Origin of the sequence: Flavobacterium sp. PL02, from assembly GCF_035013205.1 — a bacterium.
GTDB lineage: Bacteria > Bacteroidota > Bacteroidia > Flavobacteriales > Flavobacteriaceae > Flavobacterium.
Genome location: NZ_JAYGJP010000001.1, coordinates 803,820 through 817,175 on the forward strand (window position 1 = coordinate 803,820; position 13,356 = coordinate 817,175).

Here is a 13,356-nt window from a genome sequence, read left to right on the forward strand (position 1 = left end):
CATGCTTTTATATCTTCTTATTTTTAGTTGATAGTAGTTGGTTTATAGTTGTTAGTTTATAACTTTAAGTTTTCAGTCGCAGTTGCGGTTTTCAGTGAGCAACTTTAGATTTGATTTTTTAACTGCAATCGCAACTGAAAACTGAGACTGGTACTGAGAGCTGCAACTGCATACTGCAACTAAATGCTATATCAAAACCATTTCTGATACAAATCATACTTAGGACCTTTTACAATTTGCGATTTGTAAATGCCAACAGAACCCGATGATAAGTAGGCTATAACACAGACAATGGCAATAAAAATTCCGCTTTCAATACCAAAAAGTTCTATTCCCATAACGGTGCAAGCAATAGGAGTGTGGGTTGCGCCAGAAAAAACGGCAACAAAACCCATTCCGGCAAGAAGCGCAATTGGCATAGGAACAATGAGAGATAAAGCACTACCAAAAGTTGCGCCTACAAAAAAGAGGGGAGTAACTTCTCCGCCTTTAAAACCAGCGCCTAAAGTAAATCCAGTAAAGAGAATCTTAAGTAAGAAATCATACCAGGCATTAGTATTTGTAAAAGCGTCAACAATTACTGGAACTCCTAATCCTGAGAATTTTGAAAATCCGAAACCAGCAATAGCAATTGCCAGAATGATTCCGCCAACAAAAGGACGAAGTGGAGGATATTTTATCGTTTTAGAGAATAACGAACCCCAAAAATGTGTGCTACGGGAGAATAATAAAGCAGCAAACCCAAATAAAGTTCCACAAATTAAAGTATAAAATAGATTAGTCGCGGTGATTTCCGGCACAAGCGGAATACTATAATGAGTGTGTTTTACCTGCCAAATTTCGACAGTAAAATAAGCTGCGTAAGCCACTAAAAAAGAAAGCAAAATGCTTTTTAAGTTAATTTTACTAAAATATACAACTTCAAGGGCGAAAATAGCACCAGCTAATGGTGTTCCAAAAACAGATGCAAAACCAGCACTAATCCCTAAGATAATTAATGTTTTTCTTTCAGAATTATCAAGTTTAAAGATTCGGGTAAATTGATCAGCAATTGCACCGCCCATTTGTACTGCAGTACCTTCGCGACCAGCCGAACCACCTAATAAATGGGTGATTATAGTTCCAAAATAAACTAAAGGAGCCATTTTTAGCGGAATAATTTGCTTAGGATTTTCATATTCTTCGAGCAATAAATTATTGCCTTTTACAACATCTTTCCCTAAGTAATAATAGCTAAAACCTACAAGTAATCCGCCAATTGGCAGAAGCCAGATAATCCAATCGTGTAGGATTCTATATTGAGTAACAAATTCTAAAGTAATTAAAAAAAATGCCGAAGCAGATCCCGATAAAACACCTATTAAAGCACAAATGAAAAACCATTTGAGAATGAGAAGTATAGTTGCTTTTAAATTCATTAAAGAGGGTTAACTGTGCTTGTGTGGGTGCAAATATAATAAATCAGTTTTGAACACAAATTTCATTAATTACCACGAATTCTAAAGACTAACTTAGTTTGTGATATTAATTTCACAAATGAATTTGTGGTAATTAGTGAAATTACTTCGTCTGTTCGCTCTTTCAGGCTCGAGTCGTGTTTGATTTTTATAATTTAATGATTGTTTGTTATTCTACAATTACAGCAGTAAATTCTATTTCTACCAAGTATTCAGGAGATACAAGTTTACTAATTTCGTAAAAACCAGTTGTTGGTTTTATATCTTTAAAAAACGCCGAATGGGCTCCAGCTACAGATTCAAAAGTCGAAATATCGGTGGTAAAAATTCGTGTTCTAATTACGTCTTTCATGCCGATTCCTAAATCTTCCAATACTTTTTCGACTCTTTCCAGTATGTTCAAAGTTTGTGCGTAAGCATCATCTGCTTTAACTTTGTCGCCATCAACAATTGCAACAGTTCCCGAAACTTCTACGATGTTACCAATGCGAACTGCGCGACAGTATCCCATTTTGTCTTCCCATGGTGATCCCGTCAAGATGTTTTCTCTTTTCATTATAAGGTTGTTTTGTGTGTTTTCGAACTGCTTTTTTGTGGTTTTAAAGAGCAATTCATAGTTAGATTAATATGCTGCAATTTATAAAAAATGCACAAGAAAATCTGTAAAACACCGCTAATAATTCCTTATAAATAATCAGTTTTTGTGATAAAATTTCATGATTTGGGCGTGTCCCTACGGGTCGGGCTGTTCACGGCAAGTCCTCGCACTTCCTTCGTCAGGCTGTGGGCTTTCTGTTGCCATCCCTCACGCGAGATTGCGAATAAGAGAAACTTCTTAAACCAATTAAAAATTGTTTTTTAACACAAATAAAAAAGTGTTTTATAGCATATTGTGACCTATATCCATTTTTCGTTGCTAGTATAATCATTAGGAAAATAAGTAAGATATTGTACCATTCTAGGGGATTTACCTCGGTTTGCAGATGCACAATGAGGCAATGTATTTTGCCAAATAATAAAGTCGCCTGCATTTGCAACAATTGGCACAGGTTGAGTTATTTTAAATATTTCCTCTCGAGGGTTTATATCAGATTCAAGGTTTTTTAGCCAAGAATCTATTTTGTTATGAAATCCAGGAACACAATGAAAAGCACCATCTTGAGCACCACAATCAGTTAGATAAAGTAGTCCTTGCAATCCAAAACTAATAGGTAAACTTAAACTAACATCCCAATGAAGAGCGCCGCCTAAAAAAACAAACTCCTTAGTTTCTGGTGGGTTAAAGCTTACTTTATCAATCGTTTTATATATATTGTTAGTTTTATAAAGCTGTTGATACGCTTTTTTTATACGAGGAGAAAGTCTATTTCTGTTTAACGTTTCATGATCAGAAAAATTAAGCATCAATCCTTTTTGATCCTGATGATTGTTATACCATGATTCCTTTTTGTCAGGATCCATTTTTAAGAAATCCCAAATAGCAAACTGTGTGTCTTTGCAATCTTTTTTAGAAATAGCATTTTTTACAATAACATAACCGTTTTTATTCCAAAAAGCGAGATCATCATCCGATAGTACATTTTCAGTAAGGTCCTCAGGTTCTAAAGTTTTGTCTTTCTTATTTTTGTTAATCCAAATTTTAAAAGCTTCAAAATCGGGTTTCTCAAAATACAGATATTGTAAAGTATCTTCCATGCTAATTCCAAATTGGTAAAGCATTTCAATTTCTTTATCCCAAGTTATATTTTCATTAGTAGTAAACGTATTTGGGTTTAAAGTACGATTCCATAGATTTTCAAGAATATTCCAAGGCATAGTTTAAAATATAGATATGGTTTAAAATTAAGAAATAATCAGATTACTGTATCATTTCATGTGGTAATTGGTCAAAATAGACTTGTAGTATAAAATCACCCACTACAATATCATTTACTAACAATAAGTGACCATTTGGAGTATTGTCCCATTTTATGTTTGTCGAAATATGAGGTAAGCTACCTTTCTGATTTTTAATACTAAGATTATCTATTTTTAATGATTTTCCGTTTTTATCAACTATTTCCTGTCCAGAAAAAAGTTTGTCAGCTCTGGTATATTTTCCATTTGGGAGTAAAAAAGGCAAATTAGAGTTACAAACTAAATAAGGAGTATCATTACGATCTAAAGTCATATATACCATCTTATTCGATTGGTATTGATTACCTGCACTAAAAGAAATTTTTGCTTTAGATGATGATAATTTAATTTTTCCCCTGTATAGTTTTACTGATATTGCCGATACAGCATCACCTTTTTCAAAATGATCTATTGGTTTTAAACCTCTGGGAATCGTAATTAAAGCATTGGAAGTTGGGGTGAAATTGTTTTTCATAGGGCATTTTTTTTAGGAAGTTGTAGACTGTATTAAAAAAAATATGACTCAAAATTAATGTATTTAAAAATCTAGTCGTTACGTATAAATACCTGTTTTAAGAGTATAAAAAAACCAATTGAACGAATTCATTTATTTCTTGTCAGCGTAATTTGAAAATAAAAAGACTTCTTGCATTTAGTTAAGTTTCATAAAGAAAATCACTAAAAGCAACAAGTCTTTTAGAATTAAAGGAATATTATTCCGAAGAAATATATTCGTATAAGCAACATCATTATAATTAAGTTGACTAATTAAATTAGTCAACTTGATATTGTTCAAAAAGGCGAAGCTTATTTTGGGTTGCAGTAAGGTCTTTTTGTAATGCTTCTATTTTATTTAATAAATGAGCAATAGCATCAATCCCTTCTAGATTAATTTTGAGATCATAATGCATTCGTATCATTTTTTCTATAGCTGGCAATTGTTCAGGTTGTAAATATTGTTCTTCTTCCAGAACAATAATTTCTACTAAACCATAATTATTTAGTTTAGCTATAAAGGTGTCTTCAATTTCATGATATATACAAAATTGCTTTATCTGGATTAAATTTTTACTACTCATGATTTCTTATTTTAGCTAATTCTTGGAATAATTCTTTTTCCTTTTCGGATAAATTTGTTGGAATTTTGATGGTATAAGTAATATACAAATCTCCAAACTGATTGTCTTTTTTATATACGGGAAAACCTTTCCCTTTTAGTTTAACTTTAGTTCCGGGTTGAGTTTCTGCAGGAACTTTAATTTTTACTTTTCCATCAAAAGTATTTACTAAAACTTCGCCTCCTAAAATTGCCGTGTATAAATCAAGATCAACATCGGCGTATAGATTATTTCCTTCTCTCTTAAAATCAGAATCGTTTGCAATTACAAACGTAATATACAAATCGCCATTTGGGCCACCATTTGCTCCAGGACCGCCATGACCAGGAATTTTTATAATTTGTCCGTTTTCTACCCCAGCAGGAATTGTAATTCTGATATTCTTACCGTTCACAGTCAGATTTTGTTTGTGAGTAGTATAGGCCGATGCCAGATCTAATTGTAATTCGGCATTAAAATCTTGTCCTCTGTATTTAGCCTGACCTCTGGAACTTCTTCCGCCAGAACCGTACATAGAATTGAAGAATTCAGAAAAATCACTTCCCGAAAAATCACCTCCGCCAAAACCAGAATAATCGGGATTACTTTGTTGTTGTCTGGAATATTGTTGCTGGTTAGGATCATATCCTGCTTTTTCAAACTCTTCAGCATGTTTCCAGTCTTTTCCGTATTTGTCGTATTTTTTACGATTCTCCGAATTGCTTAAAACTTCATTAGCTTCGTTTATTTCTTTGAATTTTTGCTCGGCTTCTTTATCATTCGGATTCAAATCAGGATGGTACTTTCTTGCCAGCTTTCTATACGCTTTCTTGATTTCGGCTTCAGTCGCAGATTTTGTGATTCCTAATGTTTTATAATAGTCTATATAATCCATTTTTATGAGGTTTTAATAATGGTAAATTAAAGCATTGAAGTTATGAATAAGTTATTAATTATCAAAATAGTATATTTTTTTATATTAAAAATTTGAAAGAAAAGTTTTAATATTATGTAATGCCAATTAAGTCTTTTATAATTTTTTGGCAGGTTTTTTGTGTCCAAAAATTAGCCTAATATATTGTTATAAAACTCTTAAAGTTGTAGAGCCCATTTAAATTATGCTATTTTTGCGTATACTCTCGATTTTAAAAAATCTAAAAATTGATTCCATAATATTATACCCGAATGAAACAGCTTTTATTTTTTATACTATTAATCACAACTGTTACAGCATCAGCTCAAGCAGAATTTAATACTAAGTTTAAACCAATTCCTCCAGCAAGTTTTGGCATTAAGCCTAAAAAAATACCGCCTGCGGGAACAATTCCGCCTGAAATACCTAGTATAAAAGCACCAAATGTTTTTAATAGCACAAGTATTGCACCCGTACAGTCACAATTAAACTCTACATATCAAATAGGTAAAAAAGATAGCTTTACAATGACACCTTCTGATGAATTTGCAAATCCAGGAGACCGATACATACCAGGAATGGAAAAAGATTTGAATAAAACTCTAAAAGATCAAGGCTTAAAAGAGGGAAGAGGAACGTTGCTTAAACAGAATATTTCGTTTGGAGATTTTAAAACCAAAGCAAATTATTTTATTATCAGGCTTAGAGATTTTGGAGCAATTGATGGCGATTTGGTTAAGGTAACTTCAAATGATAAAGTAATACAATCGGAAATATTTTTGGATGTTAATTTTAAAGACATCAAAATCATTCTCGAAAAAGGATTTAATAAAATGGAGTTCGAAGCACTAAATATAGGTACTTTAGGAGGTAATACTGCCGAAATCCAAATACTAGATGATCAAAAAAATGTGATTGTTCATGACTATTGGAACAATCTTGCAGCAGGTTTTAAAGCATCTGTAGTAGTTACTAAAGAGGAGTAGGTTCTTTTTTTTGAGGTTCAAAGTTGCAAAGGCTCTGAGGTTCTAAGGTTTTTTAAGGTTCATAGATGCAAAGGTTCTGAGGTTCTAAGGTTTCTCTTTTTGAGGTTCAAAGGTTTTTTATAGAAACAGACACAATCTTGTCTTTCGATGTAAGTAAAACGCATACGATATAAATCAAACTAATAGTTCGATAACGTATTGCAAGCACAAATAACATGTTATAAACATTGCCAACGGTTTCAACCATTGGAATGCAATGTATTATCGCAAACCGTATCACACGGATGAAATCGTGCGCTATGATTAAAATAAGGTAGAATTTAGTTTTTTAAAGGTACTGAGATACAAAGGTTCTAAGGTTTCTCTTTTTGAGATTCAAAGTTACAAAGGCTCAGAGCTGCAAAGGTTTCTTTTAAGGTTTTGCTTTACTGTTTACCTTTATTATATAAAAATCCCTTATTCTGTTTAATTGTTAATTCAATTAAAACAAAATAAGGGATTTATAAAGTAAGAGTTAAGCTAATTTATATTTAGCCTAGCGAAAGAATTTGTAATCGTGAGTAAGATTATACGAATCTATAATTTGTAATTTATATGGGCTGTCGCTTAAAGGCAATTTATCAACCTCTATAGAAAATTTGTTGCTAGTAAGATTATCTACTTCAAGTACTTTACTTCCAGTACTATCATACACAATTCCTGATTTTAAATTTTTATTGGCTGTAACATCAATTTTATCAACAGCAATAGTTTTTGTTGAGTCAATTTGATATTGAACTTCGTGGTATCTATTAATTTTCAAGCCTAATGCGATTTTTTGCATTTTAAGGAATTCATTATAATATCTTGCACCCATTTCTCTTTGTCCAGCAGCATCAAAATGAATATCATCAAAATTATTGTTAGGTTTAGAAATTACAGTAGGAAATTCAGAATCAGCATATCCTGTGTTCATAACTCTATCAGGAGTAGCTTTAATGATTTGCTGTTGTTGCTTTCTTGAAGTGTTGTAATTAGCCCAATAAGGAACCATACCACCAAGTATAAATGGGACTTCCTGAATATCTTCCTGATGAATGTCGCTACGCATATCTGCTATCATTTGATCAAGCGTTGTTTGATATGGAGCCCACCCAACATTGGCTTCACCTTGATGCCAAAGTATAGCAGTTAATCTACTTCCGGGAATATTATCTAATAGGTAATTTACCCTTTCCATAGCATCTTTATATAAATTCTGGTTTTTTGTCCAGCTTGTAATACTACTTCCTGAATATCCGCAAGGAACAATTAAAACTTTTCTTTTTGAATTTTTTAAAATGTCATTTACATAAAGGTTAGAAAACGTAGTAGAGAAACTAACTCTGTCATTTGCTCTTGTCCAGAAATCTAGTACTGGTTTTGCAGGTGCAATTCTATAGTTAAGTCCGTCTAATCTATAAAGCGAATAAACTCTTGAGCTTACCGTATCGATAGCTTTGTTAAGTTGGTAACCGTAATGCGTATTAGATTGTCCAGCTACTAGGATTACATCATATCCTTCGCTTTGATCTAAATTTGTATTGTTTTGGGCAATTGAAAATTGGAAACAAAATAATATTAAGAGTAATTTTATATATTTCATGTCGATTATTTTTTGATAATTTTTATTTGTTTAGTCATATTGTTTTCAAGTGTTACCGATACAATATGAATTCCTGTTTGGAAATGATTTACTGCAATTACAACCTCATTTTGGTCATATTTGTTTTGAAAGACTAATTGCTGACTTTGATTGAAAATGGCTATATTTTTAATCTTTGACGTTGCTGATACTGTTATGTTATCAGTTGTAGGATTTGGATAAACCATTACATTTTCTGCTGCAACCTCAGGTTCAATCGATACAGTTTGTACCTCAATTGCAGGTTCAATTAATACCGTTTGTTTCTCAACCGTTGGCTCAATTACTTTGGATGTACTTACTAATTTAGGTTTTGGATCATTATTAAGCATTCTTAAAAATTCTTTATAATATCTTGCTCCCATTTCTCTTTGTCCAGCAGCATCAAAATGAATATTGTCAGAATTATTATTAGGTTTTACGATTACAGTAGGGAATTCTGAATCGGCAAATCCTGTATTTTGTACTCTAGTTGGTGTACTTTTTATAATTTCTTGCTGTGTTCTTCTGTTGCTTGCTAAATTTACCCAATACGGAACCATACCACCAAGTATAAAAGGAACGTCTTGTATGTTTTTTTGATCAATATCTGATCGCATATCTGCAATCATTTTGTCAAGTGTTTTTTGGTAATCTGCCCAACCAACGTTAGCCTCACCTTGATGCCAAAGTATAGCTGTTAACTTACTTCCAGGAACATTCTTTAAAACATAGTTTACTCTTTGCATGGCATCATTGTACAAGTTTTGGTTTTTTGTCCAGCTTGTAATACTGCTTCCAGAATAGCCACAAGGAATAATTAGAACTCTTCTTTTTGAATTCTTTAATATATCATTTACATAAAGATTAGAAAAAGTCGTAACAAAGCCGACTCTGTCATTTGCTCTTGTCCAGAAATCTAGTGCTGGTTTAGCAGGTGCGATTCTGTAATCTAATCCGTCAAATCTATTAAGAGAGTATACTCTTGAGCTTACAGTATCAATAGCTTTGTTAAGTTGGTAACCATAATGAGTATTTGATTGACCCGAAACCAAAATTACATCATAGGAAACATCATTAGCATTTATTGGATTTTTCTTGGTTTGTGCAACCGATGTTTTTAATCCTAAAAAGGTGAATAGGACCGAAAAGAGTAATAGCGTAATTTTATTTTTCATTGACTTGTTTTTTTAGTTTATCCTTAAAAAATAGATTTAATTTAAAGGACGTAATTAATATTTAATATTTTTTTTGTAAAAAAAGTATTATATTTTTTGTAAATGTAGAACATGTTTGTGTAAATTTTTTCTTAATATTAAAATAAATTTTTTCTTTTGAGAGCAATTGAGATGTTTTTTATTCTGAAAAAAAATGATTTTAATATAGAAAATGTTTAATTGGTGTTCAATTTTTAAGTTATTGATTATTAAAGAGTTATTTCGTTGCTCTTTTTGTAAAAATAATTTTCACAAAATTTAAGCTAATATTTAATTGTTTTGTAGGTTTTTGGCTTTTAAAAATTATATAAAGCACTGGTTTTTAGTTAGTAATGATTTTGTTTTGTGTGGTTTTTTTAAGTCAAACAGATAACTAATAATGAAGTTTTGTAATAAAATTTTCGGGTAAATTTGAAAATGAATAAAGGATGTATGCTAAGAATGGATAAAACCTTAAAAGATAAACGTTCAAAACGATAAGACGTTATTGTAATGCTTTTGAAATTTCAGAACCTTTGTGGCTTTGAAGCTTTGATCCTAATTTTGAAAAAAAAATCAGAATTCAATTTTTCAATTCGGAATATAAAAAGTATTTTTGCGCATGCAACACAACGTACTTATTTTAGATTTCGGATCGCAATATACTCAGCTTATTGCGCGTAGAGTTCGCGAATTAAATATATTCTGCGAAATCTTCCCATACAATCATTTTCCGAGTGATTTATCAAGTTATAAAGCAGTAATTTTAGGAGGAAGCCCATTCTCTGTTCGCGCAGAAGATGCTCCACATCCTGATTTATCTCAAATTCGTGGTAAACTTCCAATGTTGGCAGTTTGTTACGGAGCACAATATCTAGCTCATTTTAGCGGCGGAAAAGTAGCTGCTTCAGATACTAGAGAATATGGTAGAGCCAATTTGACTTATATTAAAGAAGACGAAGTTTTCTTTGAAGGTGTTTCTGAAAACAGTCAAGTTTGGATGAGTCATAGTGATAGTATTAAAGCTTTGCCTACAAATGGAGTGAAATTAGCAAGTACACACGACGTAGAATTTGCTGCTTACAAAATTGAAGGTGAAACTACTTATGGTATTCAATATCATCCAGAAGTATTCCATTCTACAGATGGATCAAAAATGCTAGAAAACTTTTTAGTAAAAATTGCTGAAGTTCCTCAAAACTTTACACCAAATGCTTTTGTTGAAGAGATGGTGGGAGAATTAAAAGAGAAACTAGGTAATGATAAAGTAGTTTTAGGATTATCTGGAGGAGTAGATTCGACAGTAGCAGCTGTATTATTACATCAAGCTATTGGTAAGAATCTATATTGTATTTTCGTAAATAACGGTTTACTTCGTAAAAACGAATTCCAAAATGTATTAGATCAATACAAAGGAATGGGATTAAACGTAAAAGGAGTAGATGCTGGAGATCGTTTCTTGTCTCAATTAGCAGGAATTAGTGATCCAGAAACCAAACGTAAAACTATTGGACGTGTATTCATCGAAGTTTTTGATGATGAATCGCACCTTATAGAAGATGTAAAATGGTTGGCACAAGGAACAATTTATCCTGATGTTATCGAGTCGGTTTCTGTAAAAGGACCTTCGGCAACTATTAAGTCACACCATAATGTAGGTGGATTACCAGATTACATGAAACTGAAAATTGTAGAACCATTACGTATGCTTTTTAAAGATGAAGTACGTAGAGTAGGTGCTACTTTAGGAATAGATCCAGAGTTATTAGGAAGACATCCTTTTCCAGGACCTGGATTATCAATTAGAATTCTTGGAGATATTACTCCAGAAAAAGTACAAATTTTGCAAGATGTTGATGCCGTATTTATCGACGGGTTAAAATCTTGGGGATTATATGATAAAGTTTGGCAAGCAGGGGCAATTTTACTTCCTGTAAATAGTGTTGGTGTAATGGGTGATGAGCGTACTTACGAAAAGGTAGTAGCGCTTAGAGCTGTAGAATCTACCGATGGTATGACTGCTGACTGGGTACATTTACCGTATGATTTCTTAATGAAAGTTTCTAACGACATTATAAATAAAGTAAAAGGCGTGAATCGTGTAGTTTACGATATCAGCTCAAAACCACCTGCAACAATTGAGTGGGAATAGTATTTTTTTTCAAATTAAGGCATTACATTTGTAATGCCTTAATTTTTTCAAACCTACTATTTATGAGAGAACTTTTAACGATTTCTCTTGTCTTTATTTTGTCTTTTAACAAAATAACTGCGCAAGAATCAATTATTGAACACAAAATCCAAAAAGGAGAAACTGCTTATTTCATTGCCCAGAAGTATAAAGTTTCCTTAGACGAGATTTACAGATTAAATCCCGAATCGCAAAGTGGATTAAAGGATAGTCAGATTATCCGAATTCCAGTACATTCTCCAGTCAAGGAGAAAGAAACCAAACAACTTACGCACACAGTTGCTGCCAAAGAAACTTTGTTTGGATTATCAAAACAATACAATGTGAGTGTTGAAGCCATTCAAAATGCAAATGCTTCGATTCTTGCTGATGGATTAAAAATTGGTCAGGAACTTATTATTCCACAAGATGCTGCCAGTATAATTAAGATTGCATCTGCAAGTAATGTTACTTCATCAAAAGTGACGCATGAGGTTTTGGCCAAAGAATCGTTATTTAGTATTGCCAGACAATACAATGTTTCGGTTCAGGATTTAGAAACCTTAAATAAAGAAACTTTATTAAATGGTTTGCAAATAGGACAAACTATTGCAATCCCTAATAAAAGAAAAACACTCGATGGTCGTGTTCGTGTTATCAACGGAGAAACTATTTTTCATGTTGTAGCACCAAAAGAGACAAAATATTCGATTGCTAAAAAATACGGAATTACAATTGATCAGCTTGAAGCTCAAAATCCCGAAATTGTAAACGGACTAGTTGAAGGAAATAAACTAGCCATCAATACCAAAGAAATTACGCCTACCAACGACAATGAAGAATTGATGCTTGCATTGGCAGAGAAACAAGTTGTAGTCGAAAAAACGAAAGCCAAGACAATTGAATTAGAAGATTTAAAAGATAGACTTGTTGTTCAGAAAGAGATGAACGAGAAGGTTATTAAAATTAATGACCTTAATGTTGATCTTAAGGGAATGGATGGTTTAAAAGGAAATTCGGTAGAAAAACTAAGATTAGTTCTGGAAGCGAATAAAAATGTTCAGGAAGTTTTAATGTCAAAATTAGATTCATTAGTTGTTAGTATGACAGATGATTTATATGACTTAAAAAAGATGGATGTGTTGAATATGAAAGAATCTAAACGTTTAGAAAAACTTTCGTACGAGGGTATTGCTAAAACTAATGAGCTTTCTTCTCAACTTAAAAAAGAATTAGCCGAGAACAGAAAATCATATGCGGGATTGATGAATAAAGTAGAGCGAATTGCTGTAGAAGAAAATCAAGAGTATAAGAGAAAGGTTCGTGAAAACACAAAAAATAAAACTGGCGAAACCCTTTTGCAAAGTCTTTCTTTAGAAAAAATCAAATATTATAAGATTGATCAGGAGAAAAATGATGCTCAGAATCAGAAATTGATTGCCAAAATTGATTCATTAGATACTCAGAAAAAAATTGAGGTAAAGCGACATATTAGTAAAGCATCATTTTATGGATCTGAGGCCAGAGCATTTGATGATAAAGTAGCTTTGGTTAAATTAAAAAGATACCAAGATAATGCAATTCAGAATCAGGGAAATACTGAAACTTCAATTGTAGCGTTATCATTAGACGAAATAAAACAGAAAATAAAAGAAGATCCTCTTTATACTAATAAAGATGTTAAAGTTGAATTTTTTGATAACCTGAAAGCAGTTCCCAATGGATATTACTTGGTTTTAGGTATATTTACAGACGCTACGCCAAGGGATCAATTTATTATGAAACTAATAGATTCGGGGGATTTTAATGCTAGTTTTTTCTATAATGTAAACAGTCAGTCGTATTATGTTTATGCTGAGAGTTTTGAAAACATAGAAGAAGCTTTGTATAAATACAAACAAAAAGAAAATTCACCGCTTTATAAAAATTGGAGTATCGCTAAATTAGAATTATACATTAGCAAATAATTAACAAGCTTGTGGAATCTTGTTTTATACAG

At 32.1% G+C, this 13,356-nt stretch carries 11 protein-coding genes; 3 read left to right on the plus strand and 8 right to left on the minus strand.

From position 1 onward, the window contains the following. Positions 1-191 precede the first annotated feature (191 nt). The 6 genes from SHI72_RS03405 to SHI72_RS03430 form a co-directional block, all read right to left on the minus strand. On the minus strand, positions 192-1,418 hold the full coding sequence (locus SHI72_RS03405) for a voltage-gated chloride channel family protein (protein ID WP_323489058.1): 1,227 nt from the start codon (positions 1,416-1,418) through the stop codon (positions 192-194). A gap of 208 nt (positions 1,419-1,626) precedes the next feature. Then, complete coding sequence (locus tag SHI72_RS03410) at positions 1,627-2,013, minus strand: RidA family protein (RefSeq protein ID WP_039111058.1); 387 nt, start codon at positions 2,011-2,013, stop codon at positions 1,627-1,629. A gap of 341 nt (positions 2,014-2,354) precedes the next feature. Continuing rightward, entirely contained in the window at positions 2,355-3,272 is a 918-nt protein-coding gene (locus SHI72_RS03415) for a phytanoyl-CoA dioxygenase family protein (protein ID WP_323489059.1), read from the minus strand. 43 nt (positions 3,273-3,315) lie between these two features. Then, positions 3,316-3,828 (minus strand): hypothetical protein, encoded by a 513-nt coding sequence (locus tag SHI72_RS03420; RefSeq protein WP_039111056.1) that lies wholly within the window; start codon positions 3,826-3,828, stop codon positions 3,316-3,318. 298 nt (positions 3,829-4,126) lie between these two features. Next, on the minus strand, positions 4,127-4,432 hold the full coding sequence (locus SHI72_RS03425; RefSeq protein ID WP_323489060.1) for a chaperone modulator CbpM: 306 nt from the start codon (positions 4,430-4,432) through the stop codon (positions 4,127-4,129). Continuing rightward, positions 4,425-5,345, minus strand: coding sequence for a J domain-containing protein (locus SHI72_RS03430; RefSeq protein ID WP_323489061.1), 921 nt, complete (start codon positions 5,343-5,345; stop codon positions 4,425-4,427). Before SHI72_RS03430 ends, SHI72_RS03425 begins: the two co-directional genes overlap by 8 nt. 290 nt (positions 5,346-5,635) lie before the next feature. Here SHI72_RS03430 and SHI72_RS03435 point away from each other — a divergent pair, with 290 nt between their 5' ends. Then, positions 5,636-6,349 carry a hypothetical protein gene (locus SHI72_RS03435; protein ID WP_323489062.1) on the plus strand — a complete coding sequence of 238 codons (714 nt, stop codon included), beginning with the start codon at positions 5,636-5,638 and terminating at the stop codon, positions 6,347-6,349. Positions 6,350-6,884: 535 nt separating this feature from the next. Here SHI72_RS03435 and SHI72_RS03440 read toward each other — a convergent pair. Together SHI72_RS03440 and SHI72_RS03445 are read right to left on the minus strand one after the other, a co-directional pair. Further along, complete coding sequence (locus tag SHI72_RS03440) at positions 6,885-7,973, minus strand: sialate O-acetylesterase (protein ID WP_323489063.1); 1,089 nt, start codon at positions 7,971-7,973, stop codon at positions 6,885-6,887. 5 nt (positions 7,974-7,978) lie between these two features. Continuing rightward, positions 7,979-9,169: a sialate O-acetylesterase gene (locus SHI72_RS03445; protein ID WP_323489064.1), complete on the minus strand. Its 1,191-nt coding sequence runs from the start codon at positions 9,167-9,169 to the stop codon at positions 7,979-7,981. Positions 9,170-9,809: 640 nt separating this feature from the next. Here SHI72_RS03445 and guaA point away from each other — a divergent pair. Beyond that, entirely contained in the window at positions 9,810-11,339 is a 1,530-nt protein-coding gene (guaA, locus tag SHI72_RS03450) for a glutamine-hydrolyzing GMP synthase (protein ID WP_039117766.1), read from the plus strand. A gap of 62 nt (positions 11,340-11,401) precedes the next feature. Further along, complete coding sequence (locus tag SHI72_RS03455; protein WP_039117767.1) at positions 11,402-13,324, plus strand: lytic transglycosylase; 1,923 nt, start codon at positions 11,402-11,404, stop codon at positions 13,322-13,324. The last annotated feature ends 32 nt before the right edge of the window (positions 13,325-13,356 follow it).